Genomic DNA, 17,806 nt, shown 5'->3' on the forward strand with positions numbered 1-17,806 from the left:
TTGCACGGCCCCCCGAGGAGGGTCGATTTGGCTTGCCAGATTGAAGCTCAAGGGGGCAGCAGGGGGCTTGCCCCCGACGCATCTTTCATAAGACCAAAATTGTTACCCTATTTTGAACCATGCCCGATTTTCTCATAACTTTGAAAAACAGCGGATTACAATTTCTTAAATCTATTATAATCGGCCATATCTCATCAAACTTGACGGTCTGTATAATACCACTTACCTTCGATTTTTTCGAAGAGGCTTGTCTCTTGCATCCCATGGGCCTTCCCCTGGTAGCGGAAAGACGCTAGAAAAGAGACGGTTCCCCGGTTTCCTTTTTCTTCGCTCGAGTAGACGGTGAGGGTGAGCCACTCGGTCTCTTGATTTTGCCCCTCTGCTTCTGCCCGCTTGAAAAGGCGGGTCGGCTCTCCTTGCATCGTCTTTTCGATGTAGTCGAGGTTGTTTTGGTGATAGGCGGTGTAGCGGGAGCGCATCAATGCTTCCGGGGTCGGGGCATCTTTCTCCCCTTCGACATAGGGAGCGCAACAGTCGGTGTAATTTCTTCCAGAACCGCAAGGGCAGATCATAAGCTCACCTCTCGGATCACTTCGATTACCAGCTCAAAGATCACAAAGGCTCCAAGGAAGAAAAGGAGGGGTTTTCCTCCTGGGAGCTGCCGCTGAAGAACGGGGTAATGTTTTCGGTAGCGTCCCACCCAAACCATCAGGATGGGGAGAAGACCGAGAAGGAGGGCACACCCCACGCCACCGGCATAGCCAAGGGCGCGGATAAAGATATTCGGGTTAAACGCAGCGATAATCACAGGGGGGACGTAGATCAGCGCGCAGAGAAAGACCTTTTTGGCTCCCTCTTTAGCGATTTGGAGACCATCGGAGAGGAAATCGAGCAGGCCGAGGGTCACCCCTAAAAAGGAGGTGGTAAGGGCAAAGATACTAAAGAACTGCCCAACAAGATAGATCGACGATTGGGGAAACACCTTTCCGAGTGGCTCGATCACCGTTTCATTTCCAAGCGCTGCAGCAGGGATGATGCCGAGGATGAGGTACTCCCAAAGAACATAGCCAAGAAATGGGAGGGAAGAGCCGACAAGAATCGCAAAACGGATCGTTTTGGGATGGCGCTCCATATAGGTGGTCAAGCTGGGAATCACCCCTTGGTAACTAAAGGAGGTGAACATCACCGGAAGGGCCAGGATTGCCGGAACCCACTGGACACGGGTCAAAAGGGAGTGGTCCACTTTGGTGATTCCGAGAGCAACAAAGATGCAAAAAGAGGCACCCAGCCCGATCATAAGTAGCGAGTTGATCCGATCCACCACCCGGGTCCCAAGGTAGACACAGGTTCCAAAAACAGCGGTAAAAACAATAGCGCCGAGGAAGTGGGGACCTCCAAAAAGAGAGGAGACAAATTGCCCTCCTCCAGACACATAGGCGATCGTTAAAAAATAAAATAAAAAGAGGTAGAGGATCCAGGCAGCCACTTTTCCAGGGCGACCCAGAAGGTGGCAAGCCATCGAGATGATGTTAGCACCACTCGGCATCCAAAGGCACACCTCAAGAAGGAGGAGCCCCGTAGCAGCGCTAAAGAGCCAGCAGATGAGGTAAATCACCGTGGCAGGGAGGAATCCCCCCATCCCGGTAACCACCGGAAGAGCCAGCATCCCCGCTCCAATGGCCGTTCCCCCAACAAGGAGGGCACCGCCGATCGCCTTACGCAATGAAAAATCCATGGTGACTTCAATTTAAAAATCGTGTAGTCTTAGGACACTAGCACATATAGGAAGATTTTGCAACCAAAGACTTATTCGAAAAAAGAACACGGCATCGACCCTCGACTCATCGACTCGAAGGCCCTTTACATCTTAGAAAAGCTCCGCGCCTGTGACCACGAGGCTTACCTTGTGGGAGGGAGTGTGCGCGACCTTTTGCTCAGAAAAAAGCCAAAAGACTTTGACATCTCTACCTCGGCCCGCCCCGAAGAGATCAAAAAGCTCTTCCCCAGCTCGATCCTTATCGGAAAAAGGTTCCGCCTTGCCCATGTCCGCTTTGGACGAAAAATCATCGAGGTTTCCACCTTCCGCTCCGGCGACATCGAAAATGAAGAGCTTATTACCGAAGATAACATCTGGGGCTCGCCCGAAGAAGATGTCCTTCGCCGCGACTTTACGATCAACGGCCTTTTCTACGATAGCGCCAAGGAAGAGGTGATCGACTATGTCGGCGGCTACCCCGACGTCGAAAAAAAAGTGATCCGCGCCATCGGCCAACCTTTCCTCCGCTTCAAGCAAGACCCCGTCCGGATGATCCGCTGCCTCAAATTCCAGGCCCGCTTTGGCCTTGAGGTTGAAGAAGAGGCCCGCCTTGCCCTTATCGACTGTAAAGGGGAAATCACCAAAAGTGCCCAAGCCCGCGTTCTCGAAGAGATGCTCCGGATGCTCGAGTCGGGCCACTCCAAAAGCTTCTTCCAGCTGATGACCGACCATGGACTCATGCAGCACCTGCTTCCCGCCATCGCCTCCTTTTTAGAAACCCCCGATGGGAATGAAGTCTACGCCTACCTCGAAGAGGCGGATAAAATGATCCTCGAGTCTCGGGACAATAAACTCGAGCGCTCTGTCCTCTTATCGTGCTTGGCCTTCCCCCTCCTTGAGCGCCACCTGAAAGCCCACTTCCTCGACCAAGAAAAGATCCCCCACCTCGGCGATATTTACCAAGAGACGGTCCACCTTATCCACGAGGTGTTCCACACCTTCTTTAAAATCCCCCGCCGCCTCCAAATCCAAATGTTGGCGATCCTCACCTCCCAGTACCGGATCACCCCCTTCCAAAAAAGAAGAAAGAAAACGATCCGCATTCCTCGGACGCCTGAGTTCCCCCTCGCCCTCCAGTTTTTTATCATCCGGTGCCGCCTAGAACCGGGTCTTCAAGAGTTCCATGAAGAGTGGGCCAAAGCCTATGAAAAAGTGGCTGTCGACCTCCCCCCTCCCCGTAAAAGAACGCGGCGGCGCAAACCTCGAAAACGGACATGAACACCTACCCCCACAAACTAGAAGTCCGCTTTACCGGTCCCCCTCTAGAAGAGGGCCCCCTTTCCACACTCTTTTACTTTGCCCTTTCTGCAGAGGCGAGTCTCAAGCAAGATCCCTTCAACCAACCGGTCCAGTTCCTAGAAGGAACTCCGATGCGGATCTTTTCAGTCACCCTTCCCGCTCACGAAAATGGTCGCCCTCCCGAAGAAGCAATCGATGCCTGGAAAAAAGAAGACCTGATCACCCCCTTTATTCAAGAGCTGGCAGGACTTGTCGAAGAACTCAAACCGTCGATGACAACCTGCTTCGCCGCAGGGTTATCGCGAGGGGTCTTCATCGCCTGCCACCTAGCAGCCCTTTGTCCTATCATCTCTCATGTCTTAGGCTTTGCCCCCATGACCCGACTTGAAGGGCTCGACCTCGAAACGCTCGTCCCTAAAATCTATGACCGGAAGATCCGTTTCTACATGGGGAACCGCGACCTCCGAACCGGCACCGAACATACCTTTTCCCTGGTCCAAAAGCTCGCCGAAGAGGCCTACCACTACCGAATCCGCTCATCGCCCATCGAGATGATCATCGGCCCTTCGATCGGCTACCAAGGGCATGGCACCTCTCCCGAAGTCTTTAAAGCAGGAATCAACTGGATCAAATATGAGCTATGACCTCTTTGTTTTTGCCGGAGAAGTGAGCGGCGACCTCCACGGAGAAAAGCTCCTTAAAGAGCTCTATGCCCAGCGCCCCGACCTAAAAGTTGTCGGAGTCGGTGGTCCCAAGATGCGGGCCGTTGGAATGGAGTGTATCCTCCCCATGGAAGAGTTTGAAGTGATGGGATTTGTCGATATTCTCTCATCTTTACCGAAACTCCGTCGCCACTTTAAAAAGATCGAAAAAGAGATCCTCAAAAACAAACCCAAAGGGGTTGTCTGCATCGACTATCCTGGCTTTAACCTCCGCCTTGCAAATGCACTCCGGAAGAAAAAGTCCTCAGCCAAACGGATCCACTACATCTGCCCCACGGTTTGGGCCTGGGGGAAAAGGCGGATCCCCAAAATGGAGAAGTCGCTCGACGAGCTTCTCACGATTCTCCCCTTCGAGCCCGATCTTTTTTCAAAACAGAAACTCAATGCCACCTACGTCGGCCATCCCCTCATCTCCCGCATTGAAAACCATGAGTATGATCCAATCTGGCACAAGGGTTACGGCCTAGCAGGAGAGGAGCAAATCCTCTCCATTTTTCCCGGGAGCCGAGAAAAAGAGCTCGTAAGAAATTTCCCCACCCAACTCAAAGTGGCCCAAGAGATCCAAAGAGAGTATCCCGACCTGACAATCGCCGTTTCCTGCTCCAATGAAAAGTTCCTCCCCCTTCTAAAGAAGGAAAAAGTCCTAGTGATCAAGCCCGAGCATCGCTATGAGCTGATGCGCGCCTCTCATCTTGCTATTGCCACCTCTGGGACGGTCACCCTTGAGCTTGCCCTTCACCATATCCCCACAGTCGTTACCTTTGCGATTACTCCTCTCGATGTCTTCCTCGCCCAAAATGTTTTCCAGATCAACCTTCCCCACTACGCTCTTCCCAACATCATCCATAAGGGAGAGCTCTTTCCCGAGCTCTTTGGCCCCAGCCTCACCGAGGCAAAGCTTAGGAAAAAAGTAACCGAATTTATGGTGAGCGAGTACAAGCGCTCCAGCTGCATCGAAACGTGTAAAAAGCTGCGCGCAACTCTGGGTAAAAAAAATGCGAGCCAAGAAGCAGCTCGCATTATCTTAACCCATATTTCTAAAGAAAATTAGGCATGGTTCAAAATAGGGTAACAATTTTTGGTCTTATGGAAAGGCGCGTCGGGGGCAAGCCCCCCGCTGCCCCCGACGTATCTTTCTTATACAAAAACTACTGTTATGGGTAAGGAAGAAGGGAAATCTGATGAAGCTAACGCCACCCATCAACTCCAGAAAGTGTCCTGCACTGATGACACAGGTTATAAAATATTACAGCAACATATGTCTGTATTTTGACCCGTGGTTAAGTTGACTACATCTGGGCCAAAGGTGCCTCTTCTAACTCTGAGTTGAATAACAGGCGGTGCCTTCGAGTTGATTAATGGGGTAGAGGCACTCATATTATAAGGCAGATTTTCAGCAACATTAAACTCTGTATCGCTAAGCTCTCCGCCTTGAGAAAACCTAAGCCGGGCTGTTCTTGAAACCTTTATAGTCACCCTTCCTCCATCAGAAAGCTTGGCTAAACGCTGATTATTCTCATCATAAACTTTTAATGAGCGGATTGATCCTATAAAATTTGACTCTCGATGAATTTTTAAAACTACAGTCATTGGTCATATACTCCTAATATTTTGGACAGAACTTGTAGATAGGTTTATCTTAAGGACATTTGTCCTATTGTTACACTAAATACAGCTGCAATGCTAAGAAATTAAAAAATTAAATGCAAGGTGCATTTTTATTACCGAGAATTGCTGCTCAGAATCCTCAGATGTTGCTATTAAGTAGCAACTCATTTTAGAATAACCCCATTATGAAACCATCATTTAAAATTTATGTTGACCGCCTCTCCAATGGGCGGACCGAGGAAATTCAAGAGACCCTCTCCCCCGACTTTATCGATGTAAAGGAGAAGGACCTCCAGTTTCATACCCCTGTGGAGATGGAGGGAAAAGCCTACCTTGCTGAGGACCACCTGGTTATCCAGCTCAAGGTGGCGGCTGAAGCGATCATTCCCTGCTCGATCTGCAACGAAGAAGTCAAAAAAAAGGTTGTCGTCAAATCGTTTTATCATACAGAAGAGCTTGAAAATATTCGAGGACAGGTTTATGATTATGGGGATCCACTAAGAGAGGCGATTTTACTAGAAGTCCCTCCTTATGTAGAGTGTGAGGGAAAGTGTCCCAAACGAGAAGAATTAAAGAACTATTTTAGCAAAGGAGACGACCAGTTTCCCTTTGCAGACCTAAATTAGGAGAAAACTACAGTGGCAGTTCCACGTAACCGACACTCAAATGCACGCAAAAACAGTAAGCGGGCTCACCACGCAAAGAAAGAAAAGCATGTTTCAAGCTGCTCAAACTGCGGAAAAATGCACCTCCCCCACAGAATGTGTTCCTTCTGTGGCTACTACGGAGGACGCGCGGTCATCTCAGAAGAGCAAGAATAGTAGATTGGGCTTTCCCAAGCGTTCACCACACCCCTTGACCGATCTTTCCGATGCCCTTTGCTCTCAGAGAACCTCTCCTTGTCTAATGGACAATGTTATCGATTCTCAGAGAACAAAATCCACCGAAAATCCCGGCGCAATTGGTGTGGCAAACCCTAAAGAAAGCCCACTGGCCCATATTGGCATTGACCTTTTAGGGGGCGACTTAGCGTCTTTAGCCCATCTGCTCGCCACCCTACATGCTCTCTATTCAGAGATCTCTACTCCCTTCTGCCTTACCGTTTTTGCCCATCCCGATATGACCTCGTCGATCGAAGCCTTTAAGGTGGCAAACGAGATCAAAAGACTCGAAGTAGTCGAAACCCGAGAGGTGATCGACATGGATGAGGATCCTCTCCATGCGATCCGAAAAAAACGGGGAGCATCGATGTGTCTCGGCATGGAGCTTCTAAAAAATAAGCAGCTCGATGCCCTCATCTCCACAGGAAATACAGGGGCGCTGATCGCCAGCGCCAAGCTCCACCTCCCGATGCTCAAAGGGATTTCAAGAGCAGCCCTCATCACCCTCCTTCCGACACGCAAAGAGCCGGTAGCGGTGATCGATGTGGGAGCCAATATCCAATGCACCCCCGAGCATCTCGTTCACTTTGCGCAGATGGGACTGGCCTATCAAAAGAGCCGGGGAATCGCAGAACCTAAGATCGGCCTTCTCAACATCGGCACCGAGGAGAAAAAAGGGAGACTGGAGCTACGGGAAACCTACAAACTTCTCCAATCTTTCAGCGGATTTGCGGGCAATGTGGAGGGGAAAGAGGTCTTTTCTGGTAAGATCCACGTCCTTGTCACCGATGGCTTTACCGGCAATGTCTTTTTAAAGACGGCTGAAGGAATTTCTGCCTTTATCCTGGAAACACTCCACAACAATAAAAAACTTCTCCCCTTTTCGGGACCTCTCCTTAGGCGGCTTGAGCAAGAGCTCTACTCCGCTGAGTATCCAGGGGCAATCCTTTGTGGCGTTGATGGGATCATCCTCAAGTGTCATGGGGATGCGGAGCCTGAAGCGCTCAAGTGTAGCGTCGAAGGAGCGCTCAAGCTCATTGAGGAAAACTTCCTTAACAAGATTAAAACCGAACTTATTAGTGATTGAAGGGCTTGTTTTAGCCATCGACAGCTCACAGCATGGCTTTTCTTAAGCCTTCGGCTTCGAAGCCATGTCCGTTCGCTGGGGAGATAAAAAAAGAAAAAACTCTCCTGCGCAGGGACAGCCCTCAACCGCCAGGTTGAAAAGGGCTGCCCGAAGCAGTCCGCGGTTTCAAGGCGGACCTGTAAAATTGGCATGAAGGAGGGGCCTGTCTAGGGCTTCGGACCGGGCCCCCGACTGAAGGTCCGATTTGACTGTTCGCTTGAAACTCAAGGGGGCAGCAGGGGGTGTAACCCCCGACGGATCTATATATGGATTAATGGAGTTTTCAGTTGGCCTACAAAAAGAATTTTATCCAACACAAACCCTCACAACCAAACCCTAATTATTTTAAACCACTGAAAAAAAATTTCGCTGGAAATCACTCGGCAAATTGTGTATACTGGAAATTTACGAACACCCCTACACTGGTGAAACCGATGAAAGAAATTCTTCTAAATGTGACATCGAAGGAAAAAAGGTGTGCGGTACTAAAGTTTGGAAAACTCCAAGACCTGATCGTTGAACGGAAGTCAAATAGACTCCTCACCGGAAATATCTACCGGGGAGAAGTCATCAACATTTTGAACAACATTCAATCAGCGTTCATTGCGATCAATGAAGGAGAAAACGGCTTTATCCACATCAGCGATATCGTTGAGAACACCCAAAAGTTCCAAGAGATGTTTGATATGGAGTTTGATTGGGACTGCGACGTCAGCGCGATCAAACCCCGCAACTTAAAAAATGCCGATATCTCCAAGTTTATGGAGATCGGCCACCCCGTCCTTGTCCAAGTGGTCAAAGAGCCCATCGGGTCAAAAGGGGCCCGCTTAACCTCGAATATTACCATTCCCGGGCGCTACCTTGTCCTCCTCCCCAACACTCCCCACAGGGGCGTGTCGCGAAAAATCATTGATCGGGCCGACCGCGACCGGCTAAAAAAGATCATCCGCGCTTTTGAGATGCCTCAAGAGATGGGACTGATCTGCCGGACCGCAAGTACAGGCGCCTCAACCGATGAGCTGATCGCTGAAGCTCACGAGCTTCTCGAAAACTGGGAAAAGATCATGGAGGAATTTAAGGAAAGCTCAGAGCCCACCTGCCTCTACCGAGAGTCTGACCTGGTCAAAAAAGCGGTTCTCAAAGCGGTTAACAAAAAATATACCCGGATGCTGGTCGATGACTACAAAACCTACCAGTACTGCCAGCAGGTCTACAACCGTTACAAGGGAGAACATGAGCTCAAACTGGAGTGCTACCGGGACAAGATCCCCATGTTCGACCGCTTTGCCGTTGAAAATGAGATCGAACGGTGTTTGAGGCGGAAGATCTGGCTCCAAAGTGGGGGCTACCTCTTCTTCGATAAAACCGAAGCGATGTACACCATCGACGTTAACTCAGGAAGAAGTTCCTCCTCCAAGGAAAACACCAACGTGGAAGAGACCCTTGTTCGGATCAATATGGAAGCGGCTGAGGAAATCGCCCGCCAACTCCGGATCCGCAATATTGGAGGACTGGTCATCTGCGACTTTATCGATATGCGCTACCGAAAAAATCAACGGCGCGTTCTCGACACCCTCAAAGAAGCAATGAAAGAGGACTCGGCAAAGTGTACTATTTTAGGGATGAGTGAGTTTGGCCTTGTCGAAATGACCCGCCAAAGAACCCGAGAGTCACTGATCCAAACCCTCTTTACCAACTGCCCTTACTGCAACGGCAATGGAATGATCAAAAACTTTGAAAGCACGTCGATCGAGATCGAACGAGCGATCAAAAGGCTCATCTCTGTTGAAAATAAACAGCAATTAGAGCTGGTCATCCACCCACAAATGAACGAGTTTTTAGGAAAGGGGGACCGGAGTGCTCTTATCAAACTTGCCAAAAAGTGGAAAGGAGAACTCTCCTTTAAAACCAATGACGAATTGCACCTTGCTGGCTTTGAATTTTACTCTTTAGATGATGGACAGAAAATTGAGTAGTAAACTTCAGAAGCTTTTAAATAAAATTGAAACCTCTTCAGAAGCTATTCCGGAGAAATATGTCCAAATTTTTAAGGAGTTCTTAACGAGCTCTCAAGATGTGGTTCGGGAACATGGAGAGGATGTCGATCGTTTTCTCGATGTCTTTGACACCTTTATCGATCGGGTCAAGGAGCAGTTCGCCTCCCCTTACCATTTCGAGCCCTATCACGAAAAAATGCGAACTCCTTTTGATTACTATAAGTTTGGCCTCGACTTTCTCCGCCCCCTTGTCGATCTCACCCACTCGACTGTGACGGGAATGGAAAATCTCGACAAAATGGAAGCTCTTTTGGAAAAAGGAGAAAATGTTGTCCTCTTCGCCAACCACCAAATCGAAGCCGACCCGCAGGCAATCAGCATTTTACTCGAAAAAAGTCACCCCAAATTTGGAGAAGAGCTCATCTTCATAGCAGGAACGCGGGTTACCTCAGACCCTTTTGCTATCCCCTTTAGTATGGGGCGGAACCTCCTGTGCATCCACTCAAAAAAATATATCGACCACCCTCCAGAAGAAAAGCATGAAAAGCAGATGCACAACAAGCGGACAATGGAGCGAATGGGCGAACTTTTCTCTGAGGGAGGGCATGCCATTTATGTCGCTCCCAGCGGAGGGCGAGACCGCGCTAATGAAGAAGGGGAGGTTGAAGTGGCCCCTTTCGACCCTCAAAGCGTCGGGATGTTTTACCTCATGGCCCAAAAATCAGAAAAACCGACCCACTTTTTCCCCCTTTCTCTTTCGACCCACCACCTCCTCCCCCCTCCGGAAACCACGGAACTTGAGCTAGGGGAAAGTCGAATCACTCGGGGAGGAGCGATCCACCTCCACTTTGGCGATGAGGTCGATATGGAAAATTTTCCAGGACTTGAAAAGGCAAAAGATAAGAAGGAAGAAAGGCAGATGCGAGCAGATTATCTGTGGCAATGCGTGAAAAAAAATTACGAACAGTTTCCTAAATAGGAGTGTCTCTCATGAAGTTTCTAATCGCATTACTGATGACAACCTGTCTTTGGGCAAATATATCCAAACAAGCTCAAGAGATTCAAGACCAATCGAGTTTGGAAATTCTCACTCCTTCTTTAAGCAAACGACAAGTAGCCAAGCTCCGTCTCGAAAATGGGCTAGAAGCCTATTTGATTTCTGATCCAGGAGCTGACCAGTCGGCAGCTGCCCTTTCAATGGAAGTCGGCTCTTGGGGCGACGATCCCAACTATCCCGGAATTGCCCACTTTTTAGAACACCTTCTCTTCATGGGATCGGAAACCTACCCCGAAGAAAGTGAATATGAAAAGCAAGTCAGAGACAATGGGGGCGTCTTAAATGCCTATACCGCTCCCGATCGGACCGTCTATATCTTTTCGGTGAATAACGATGCCTTCCCTGCAACGCTTGATATGTTCGCCCATATGTTCATCGACCCCCTCTTCAACCCTTCAGGAATTGGACGAGAACTCCATGCCGTCGATCAAGAGCATGATAAAAACATCGAGCATGATGGCGCGCGCGAGTGGATGGTCATGAAGGAAACAGGAAACCCCCACCACCCCAATGCTTCATTTAGCACCGGAAACAGTGAAACCCTCGGAGGAATCCCCCAAAAAGATGTCAAACGGTGGCACCGTGAAAATTATAGCGCCGACCGGGCCCATTTGACCGTCTATTCAACCCTTCCGATGGAAGAACTCAAGCCCCTTGTTGCAAATACTTTTGCTGCTGTTCCTAAACGGCCCGTAGACACCCTTCCCATTAAAGAAAAACTTTTTTCTGAAAAACAAGAAGGGCATGTCATCGCCATTCAGCCGGTCAAAGAGGTCCGCGACCTTTCTTTAAACTGGGAGCTTCCCTCTTCTTACGTTTCCAATCTAGAAAATCGTTCCCACACCCTTTTGGGGTATATTTTAGGAGGGCGCCACCCTTCTAGCCTGTACTCCGAGCTCAAAAAAGAGGAGCTCATTGAGGATGTCTCTTCTGGTTTTTGGCGCCTTGGAAAAGAATGTGGCCTATTTTCCATCAACTTTACCCTCACTCCAAAGGGTGCGGCCCAATTTGAAGCGGTAATCGAACGGACATTCCAAGCTTTAAACGGAGTCAAAGCCATGGGGATTCCCCCATACATCTTCAATGAAGCAAAAACCATGGCAAAGATCGACTATGAGTACCAGTCCCGAACAGCCCCCTACCATTTTGTGTCTCATCATGCTGCTGGAATGATCAATGAACCCTTGGAAACCTATCCCCTAAAAACGATTCTCCCTACCACCTATAATGTCGAAGAAACCGAAGCTTTTCTTAGCCTATTAAAGCCTGACACCTGCGCCTGCTTCCTAGTGGCCTCCCCCGAGCTAACCGGGATCACTCCAGATCACAAAGAGATGTGGTCAGGAGCAGAATATGCTGTGCAGGAATTCTCCGAAGAAACCCTCACTGCTTGGGCAAACGTTTCTCCCCACCCAGAGATCTCCATCCCAGAACAAAACCACTTTATCCCTAGCGATCTTAAGCTTGTCACCCAAGAGGGAACGGGTGAAATGATCGTCACTCCCGTTCCCACAAAACTCTTCGATGAAGAACGTGGCACCCTCTATTTTTGGGAAGATACGGAGTATCAAGTCCCTGAAGTCTCATGGACCCTAAGTTTTGCCACTCCCTCGATCGATGGAAGTGCCCACCAGTCGGTCCTCCTCGACCTTTACCTCTATACCTTGGATGAAAAACTTGCCCCCACCCTTTCCTTTGCTGAAGCAGCTTCCCTAAACACCTCTTGCCGTGCAGGAAACATGAAGCTTTACCTGCAGATCAACGGGTTTAGTGAAAAAGCCCCTCTCCTCCTTGAGAAAGTCCTGACCACTTTAAAGAGTTGCAAAATGACAAAAGAGGAATTTGAGCTCTATACAACTTCGCTTAAAAGTTCCTATGCAAACCAGGGAAAGGCGATGCCGATTGCTCAAGCCAATGAAATCTTAGGCAACCTCCTCTTCAACAACGCCCCCCTCCACACCGAAAAATTGGCAGCTCTCGAGTCGCTCACCTATGAAGAGTACCTCACCTTTGCAGATCACCTCTTCAAAGAGACCTACACCGAAGGAATGCTCATCGGGAATATGACCCAAACCGATGCCGAAAGGGTCTGGCAGATGGTTCAAGAAAAGCTCGGAAGCGCCCCCTACCCTAAAAAAGATCACGAAAGACGACAGATCCTCACCCTCTCTTCTTTCCAGGGGCCCTACAAAGTCTCCATGCAAACCGAAAGCTTAGGAAATGCAGCCATTCTCCTCATCCAAGAAGGGGTTGTCACCTTCCCAAAAAAAGCCGCTCAGCTGATCTTGAGCCAAGGGCTCCAAGATGACTTTTTTGCAACGCTCCGGACCAAGCAACAAACCGGCTACATCACCTATTCTGGGGGATATGAAGAAGAGGATCAACTCTACAAAGCCTTCATGGTCCAGTCAACGACCCACCAGCCCGACGAGCTGATCGCCCGCTTCGAACTCTTCCTCGAAACCTACGTCAAAGACTTTGAGGTTTCCCTTCCCGAAGGACGCTTTGAAGTGCTCCGAAGCAATGTGATCACCCTCCTCGATACGCCCCCCACCAACCTCTCTGCGATGAATGCCAACCTGACCCACATAGCCTTCACCCACAAGGGAGACTTTGAGCGGCGGAAAAAACTGATCGCCCACCTTAAAGAGCTCACCTACGAAGAGTTTAAAACCAAGGCAATCACCGCTATTTCTCGGCAAAACCCCCGTAGAATTGCCATTATGCTTGAAGGGAAGCAGCCCAAGGAAAAAACCTTCCGCTACGAAGGGATCACCGCCGACACCCTCAAAGCGCAAGGGACCTATATCTCTCTGCCTTAATCCAAAGGAAGAATCGCTTAACCTCTATCTTGACGAACTCCCCGGATCCACTCTCTTAGCTCCTCTTCCTAAAGATACGTTAGACCGCTCAAAAAAACTTGTACAAGCTTCTGTCAACCCAGAAATATTGGGTAGAAGGGGCCACATCTGGTAGCCCCAACCCCCACAGAACCCATCGTGCCGTTTTCCGGCAATGGGCTCTTCAATCATGGTCTCACAGTCTGGCCAAGCTCTCTATTCTTTTGTAAGGAATATAGATTTTTGGCCTTTCTAACGGAAAGGTTTCTAGGATTTTGTTGAACTTGTCCCATTTCAGATTCCCTTTTTGGCTTCGAGAGCTCAGCGTTTTCCTCCAAGTTTTCAATGTCTTGAAGTATACGTCATTCAGTGACTTCGAGTTGCCTCCTACTCCGTAATATCGGTAGTGACCTCTCAAAACTCTGTTGATCGCCTCTTTTTGGTCTCTTAGCTTAAAGTGTCTAATTTTCTTCAATAGCATCTTCATTTTTGAATGACTCCTTCGAAGCCTTTGCTTCTCTGTTTTCATCCCTACTTTGTAGTTGCCATTTCGGTTTTTAGAGCAGTACCACGTTAATCCTAGAAAGTAAAAGGTTTCTACTTTCTTCCCTCGAGATTTCCTCCACTTTTCTGCATATCTTCCAAACTCTATGAGTCTGGTTTTGCTGGGTTCAATCTCGAGCGAAAATTTCGCTAACCTTTTCTTTAGTACCTTTTGGAATCGAATTGCATCTGAGCGGTATTGGAAGCATACCACGAAGTCATCGATATATCTTACCAGGTATATCTCTCCTCTCATTCTGGGTTTCACCACTTTCTCGACCCATAGATCGAGGGTATAGTGGAGATACACGTTACTGATTAGAACACTGATTGGGCCTCCTTGTGGGGTTCCTTCCTCAATGGACTGATACTTTCCGTCTTCCATTACCCCAGCTTTTAACCATCTTCTAATGAGCGTTATTATTCTGGGATCCTTCACACGATGCATCATGAATTCTAACACCCGCTTGTGATCCAGACTTCCGAAATAATTCTTTAGATCAGCCTCGTAGATCCAACTTACTTTCTTGGTGCTTATTACTGTATTGAGGGTGGCTATTGCCTGGTGGGCACTTCTATTGGGCCTTCCTCCAAATGAGCATTCTAGAAAGTCTTGTTCATATATGGCATTAAGCACATCCGCTGTTGATTTTTGCAGTACCTTATCTTTAGTTGTTGGTAGTGCAATGGGTCGCATCTCCTTTTTCCCTATTTTGGGAATGTATGCTCTCCTCACTGGCGGTGGCTTATATCCTTTTCTATGAATCGATTGGATCATCTCTGGTGACCATTTCTCGAATTCTTTCCTGGCCTCTTCAACACTTTGGTTGTCGATTCCTACTCCGCTTCTTTTGGGAATCTTCTTTAGATTTTCCTTTAGAAGTTCTGGAGTAATGTGATGCGCAAGAGACGTAAATTTTTCGCTCTTGACACGTCGTGCTTTTTCTGCTACTCTATCGATTTCTGTTCTCATGTGAGGTATTCTCCTTACTTTGTATCAAGGACCTGTCCCCTCATTGCATAGGGAACATGTTTCCTTTCGATAGTTTCCATCATTGCTGACCGCTTCCCCATGTGCCTGGCTTTCCCAGACTCGGAGTACTATCAGTCAGTCTGACTCCTCTGATGGCGTTTCTCATACCTTGCATTATCGGCTTGTTTATGAGATACGGCTTCTCCCGACCATCAGAGGCCTCCCGCGTTCACGCGCAATCTTTTGTAAACATGCCATCAGCTCAGGTCCCGGAGGTCCTACTGCTGCTCATCAATTCGCAGCTTTCGTGCTGTCTTCCCCGTGGACACTAATGGGTCGACAACCTCACACATTATGTATTTCGGGACAGTATCCTGTTCACTTTTGTTACGGCCTGTTCACTTCCTGTCTACGCTTCACACCTCTTGTTCCACCTTTCGGTGTCCGCCAAGTGCGCAAGACTCGGTTAGCGGCTGCTGATTAGGCTTTGCCGCTGCGGCTTTTTCATTCCGCGAGATTACGCGCGCCTCGCGGCGCACGTGTCCTTTCATAGAGCATGTTTGAGATAAATTTTTTCTTTATGCTAAAGCGGCTGATCTGATAGCATCGCTCCTTATGGATTACAACGAAAAACTTCGTAAGATAGAAGCTCTTTTTGAAGGGGCAACAACCGATGGGGAGCGGAAGGCTGCGGAGCTCGCTAAGCACCGGGTTCTTGCTCGGTTTCAGGAGGAGTTAGCTTCTAACCCTATTGAATTTACTGTGAGGCTTGGGGATCGGTGGGGCAAAAGACTTTTTGTAGCTCTTTGCAATAAGTATGGGCTGAGGACTTATCGTTATAAGCATCAGAAGTACACGACGACGATGGTCCGGGTGGCTGAGTCCTTTATGAATGAGGTCCTTTGGCCGGAGTTTCAAAGGTACTCGGCTTCTTTGAGTGAGTTTGTCTCTACGGTTACGGATGATCTTATTTCGAAGATCCATGAGGTTGAGGAGGACACGATTGTGAGTGGGAAGGCTCTTCCTGCTTGAGGTGCTTTTGGTAGTTCCATGGAAGGTAGAGCTTGGGATTTTTTTGGATTTTGTCTTGGTGCTCTTGGATTGCAAGGAGATAGTTCCAGGGGTTCACTTTGTTGAGGACGCAGGTTTCTATTGTGCTCATTAGGATATCACCGATATTGGCACCTTTTTCGGTTTTGTAGAAGTAGGCATTTTTTCTGTTGAGAACGGCTCTTTTTAGGAGGCGTTCATCTTTGTTATTTGTGAGGGGGACTCCTGGTTTTTTAAGAAAAAGGGTGAGTCCTTCCCATTGGTTTGTGAGGTAGGTGATGGCTTTTCCCATACTGCTATTGGGCTCGACTTGTTTGGTTTCGATGAGCTGTTTGCAGTAGGCTTTGATCTGGTTCATGATGGGAGTGCTTTTTTCTTGGTGCCATTTTAAGCGGGCGTCTTCTTCGGGTGGGCCCTCTTTATCGTTTGCGAAGATTTTTGCAAACCATCCGATGATCTTCAGGACTTCTTTTGGGTGGTTGTCGGCTAGTTCATAGAACTTTCTTCTGGCGTGGGCAAGGCAGTTGGAGACGTCGGTTTCGTGGTCTTTGGGAATGTTGTGTCCTCCATCGCATTGCTGAAGCGGAGGCGGAAGGTTTTGGTTGCGAAGGTCAAGAAGGTCGTTCATGTTTTCTCCGGCATGTTGTCTGCCGGTAAAGAAAAGGGCGATTTCTGCTTGGGAGTTTTCGAGGATAGAGATGATTCCTGTGGTGAAGGTTCCTGTTCTTTTTTCTTCGCTTTCTGTTCCTAGTTTTTCTTTTCTTTCTTTTGCGATGCTTAGGATTCTTGCTGTGGTGTCATCGTTATGGAGGAGTTTACCTTGGGCTGCTTGGTGGCACATCTCGGCATAGATCTCAAGGAGTTGGTCAGCAAGGTCCGCTGTCATTTTCCAGAGCTCTGAGGCTGTGATGGGATTGCCTAAGATGTTTTGCATTTGTTCTTGGCGATAAAACGGAAGGCCCCCTCGGTATTTCATGAGTGATACGATGGCTTTAGCAGTTCGATCTCCTCTTGTTCCATTCATGATTTCTTGTGGGAGTCTTGCTGTAAAGGTTTTTCCACATAGGGAGCATCTAAGTCTTTCAGGTTTGTAAATCTCAACTTGGAGATGGGGAGCTCCAACGATTTGTAAGACTGTTCCCGGTGAAAGGTTGAAAAGCTTTCCTTGTTTGCAGTCAGGGCATAGATCTCCTTTCTTAAGGGTCTCATGAGCAATCTTGATGATTCTAGCTTCTGTATAATCGCTAGCAGGTCGGTGGCCACTTCCCCCTTTTTTCTTCTTCTTTTTCTCGGTGGGGTTACCATCTGGATCGCTACTTTTTGCATCTGACTGCTTGGGGTCATTTTTTTCTAAGAAGTCAAGGAGCTTAGATGCGGTTTCTGTTTTGATCCCAAAAACTGCCCTTAGTCTTTTGATTGAAAGTTTTTTTTCCTTTAAGGAGAGGTTGAGCCAGACCATCCCTTTGATCAATTCGATGAGAAGGGGATAGTCATCTTCGTTCAGGGACTTTTTTTCAAGACGATCGATTAACTCTTCGATCTTTTCTGGTTCAAGGCTAATTTGCTTTGGAGCTTTCATCATTCTAATATAAAAGGTATTAAGTTAAACTTTAATCATTATGTTATTTTTTTCCAATCTTTTTCGAAATTTGCTGATTGAGGGTTCCCATTCCATAGAAGGGTTTGTAGCTCTTTAACATCAAGCTCGTCTCTTGAGGGCCACCACTTGTACCTTCCTTGTGAGAGTCTTTTAATGCATAGCCAAAAGCCTTGGCCATCATAGAAAAGAAGTTTTAGTGTTGAGCGACAATTAGGATTGCCGCTTAACGACAATTATCTTTGCCGGTAAGAAACTCCTTGAATTAAGATCTCTTGCATGAAAGTGAGAGGTTAATATGACAGGGAAAAAGATTACAAAGCAACAGATAAGGATTTATATGGAATCTAGAAAGAA

16 protein-coding genes are annotated in these 17,806 nt (G+C 48.1%); 10 read left to right on the forward strand and 6 right to left on the reverse strand.

What is annotated here, in order from left to right:
• Positions 1–194 precede the first annotated feature (194 nt).
• The gene (locus NEPTK9_RS07050) at positions 195–572 is read right to left on the reverse strand and encodes a YchJ family protein (RefSeq protein WP_194848144.1); all 378 of its coding nucleotides are present in this window, start codon (positions 570–572) and stop codon (positions 195–197) included.
• Positions 569–1,735, reverse strand: coding sequence for an amino acid permease (locus NEPTK9_RS07055; RefSeq protein WP_194848130.1), 1,167 nt, complete (start codon positions 1,733–1,735; stop codon positions 569–571). The genes NEPTK9_RS07050 and NEPTK9_RS07055 overlap by 4 nt, the downstream gene beginning before the upstream one ends.
• 57 nt (positions 1,736–1,792) lie before the next feature.
• On the opposite strand from NEPTK9_RS07055, the gene pcnB reads away from it, so the two are divergent.
• The 3 genes from pcnB to lpxB are packed head-to-tail and all read left to right on the forward strand — an operon-like array spanning position 1,793 to position 4,828.
• On the forward strand, positions 1,793–3,034 hold the full coding sequence (gene pcnB / locus NEPTK9_RS07060; protein WP_228547079.1) for a polynucleotide adenylyltransferase PcnB: 1,242 nt from the start codon (positions 1,793–1,795) through the stop codon (positions 3,032–3,034).
• Complete coding sequence (locus NEPTK9_RS07065; RefSeq protein WP_194848131.1) at positions 3,031–3,699, forward strand: hypothetical protein; 669 nt, start codon at positions 3,031–3,033, stop codon at positions 3,697–3,699. The genes pcnB and NEPTK9_RS07065 overlap by 4 nt, the downstream gene beginning before the upstream one ends.
• Complete coding sequence (lpxB, locus tag NEPTK9_RS07070) at positions 3,689–4,828, forward strand: lipid-A-disaccharide synthase (RefSeq protein ID WP_194848132.1); 1,140 nt, start codon at positions 3,689–3,691, stop codon at positions 4,826–4,828. The genes NEPTK9_RS07065 and lpxB overlap by 11 nt, the downstream gene beginning before the upstream one ends.
• Before the next feature lie 185 nt (positions 4,829–5,013).
• On the opposite strand, the gene NEPTK9_RS07075 is transcribed toward lpxB, so the two are convergent.
• A complete protein-coding gene (locus NEPTK9_RS07075) occupies positions 5,014–5,367 on the reverse strand; it encodes a hypothetical protein (RefSeq protein WP_194848133.1) in 354 nt (117 codons plus the stop codon).
• 203 nt (positions 5,368–5,570) lie between these two features.
• On the opposite strand from NEPTK9_RS07075, the gene NEPTK9_RS07080 reads away from it, so the two are divergent.
• The 6 genes from NEPTK9_RS07080 (at position 5,571) to NEPTK9_RS07105 (ending at position 13,268) form a co-directional block, all read left to right on the forward strand.
• On the forward strand, positions 5,571–6,011 hold the full coding sequence (locus NEPTK9_RS07080) for a YceD family protein (protein ID WP_194848134.1): 441 nt from the start codon (positions 5,571–5,573) through the stop codon (positions 6,009–6,011).
• A gap of 12 nt (positions 6,012–6,023) precedes the next feature.
• Positions 6,024–6,206 carry a 50S ribosomal protein L32 gene (gene rpmF / locus NEPTK9_RS07085; protein WP_194848135.1) on the forward strand — a complete coding sequence of 61 codons (183 nt, stop codon included), beginning with the start codon at positions 6,024–6,026 and terminating at the stop codon, positions 6,204–6,206.
• A gap of 4 nt (positions 6,207–6,210) precedes the next feature.
• Positions 6,211–7,353 (forward strand): phosphate acyltransferase PlsX, encoded by a 1,143-nt coding sequence (gene plsX / locus NEPTK9_RS07090; protein ID WP_194848136.1) that lies wholly within the window; start codon positions 6,211–6,213, stop codon positions 7,351–7,353.
• 473 nt (positions 7,354–7,826) lie between these two features.
• Complete coding sequence (locus tag NEPTK9_RS07095) at positions 7,827–9,368, forward strand: Rne/Rng family ribonuclease (RefSeq protein WP_194848137.1); 1,542 nt, start codon at positions 7,827–7,829, stop codon at positions 9,366–9,368.
• Positions 9,361–10,368, forward strand: a complete 1,008-nt coding sequence (locus NEPTK9_RS07100; RefSeq protein ID WP_194848138.1) for a 1-acyl-sn-glycerol-3-phosphate acyltransferase — start codon at positions 9,361–9,363, stop codon at positions 10,366–10,368. Before NEPTK9_RS07095 ends, NEPTK9_RS07100 begins: the two co-directional genes overlap by 8 nt.
• An 11-nt stretch (positions 10,369–10,379) precedes the next feature.
• A complete protein-coding gene (locus NEPTK9_RS07105; RefSeq protein WP_194848139.1) occupies positions 10,380–13,268 on the forward strand; it encodes an insulinase family protein in 2,889 nt (962 codons plus the stop codon).
• Between the two features lie 214 nt (positions 13,269–13,482).
• Here the strand turns inward: NEPTK9_RS07105 and ltrA are convergent, their stop codons facing one another.
• Positions 13,483–14,802: a group II intron reverse transcriptase/maturase gene (ltrA, locus tag NEPTK9_RS07110; RefSeq protein ID WP_194848140.1), complete on the reverse strand. Its 1,320-nt coding sequence runs from the start codon at positions 14,800–14,802 to the stop codon at positions 13,483–13,485.
• A gap of 615 nt (positions 14,803–15,417) precedes the next feature.
• On the opposite strand from ltrA, the gene NEPTK9_RS07115 reads away from it, so the two are divergent.
• Positions 15,418–15,834 (forward strand): hypothetical protein, encoded by a 417-nt coding sequence (locus NEPTK9_RS07115; RefSeq protein ID WP_194848141.1) that lies wholly within the window; start codon positions 15,418–15,420, stop codon positions 15,832–15,834.
• Here NEPTK9_RS07115 and tnpC read toward each other — a convergent pair.
• Positions 15,770–17,431 (reverse strand): IS66 family transposase, encoded by a 1,662-nt coding sequence (gene tnpC, locus NEPTK9_RS07120; RefSeq protein WP_194848142.1) that lies wholly within the window; start codon positions 17,429–17,431, stop codon positions 15,770–15,772. The two genes, NEPTK9_RS07115 and tnpC, sit on opposite strands and share 65 nt — an antisense overlap.
• Before the next feature lie 38 nt (positions 17,432–17,469).
• Positions 17,470–17,685: an IS66 family insertion sequence element accessory protein TnpB gene (tnpB, locus tag NEPTK9_RS07125; protein ID WP_194848143.1), complete on the reverse strand. Its 216-nt coding sequence runs from the start codon at positions 17,683–17,685 to the stop codon at positions 17,470–17,472.
• Positions 17,686–17,806 lie beyond the last annotated feature (121 nt).

Source organism: Candidatus Neptunochlamydia vexilliferae (genome assembly GCF_015356785.1).
GTDB lineage: Bacteria > Chlamydiota > Chlamydiia > Chlamydiales > Simkaniaceae > Neptunichlamydia > Neptunichlamydia vexilliferae.